This window comes from Mesorhizobium sp. P5_C1 (assembly GCF_054049815.1).
This window is the reverse complement of the sequence record NZ_JBFULQ010001234.1, coordinates 1-771: the sequence shown is the minus strand read 5'-3', so window position 1 is coordinate 771 and position 771 is coordinate 1. Positions and strand designations below refer to the sequence as shown.

Below are 771 nucleotides of genomic sequence, written 5' to 3'. Positions count from 1 at the left end.
AGCTGGGCGAAGCCTCGCTGGTGATCATGTTCCTGCATCAATTTTTCCAATTTTCTCTTCGTGACGTTGGTGTTTCCAACGAGGTGGCGATCTTTATGATCGCAGTCTCCGGTCCTTTCGCGATCTACCTGATTTTGAAACGATCCCCATGGCTGTCGCCGTGGTTCTTGGGGACCGGTGCCGGCACACCGGGTCGCGCAATTGCATGGCTCAAAACTGGGGCTGGCTGGCGCGTTGCAAAGTATCGAGATGATATTATTCGCTTTGCCAAGCCATACGTCGCCCAAGTTCTGATCGCTTTGCGATGGCCGCTTCGAGGACAGGGCCGGCCGCATGGGTTGCCTGGCGATTTGATCGTCTCGCTAACTTCATATCCTAAGCGTTTCCAGACGCTGCATCTGACGCTGCGCTGTCTCTTGTCGCAGACGGTCGCCCCAGATCGCGTTGTCTTGTGGCTTACTTCTGAGCATGCGGCGCAGCTGCCACCCTCAGTTACGGACCTGAAAGCCTATGGCCTTGAGATCCGTTTTTGTAAGGATATTCGTTCTTACAAGAAGATTATTCCAGCGTTGCTGGCGTTTCCTAAAGCCTACATCGTCACGGCAGATGACGATGTCTACTATGGGCAGCGGTGGCTCGAAGAGCTTGTCGAAAGGGCTGGAGAAAGCACCATCGTTTGTCATCGAGGCCACTCGGTTGCATTCGATGATGCGGAGCAAATCGCGCCTTATGTTAATTGGTCATATGACGTCTCCGACACACCCATTATGC

The 771-nt window shown here is 53.6% G+C and carries 1 pseudogene; it reads left to right on the top strand.

Annotated features, from left to right (window positions below):
• A pseudogene (locus ACXJ7R_RS35075) lies at nt 1-771 on the top strand (acyltransferase family protein); the annotation flags it as partial.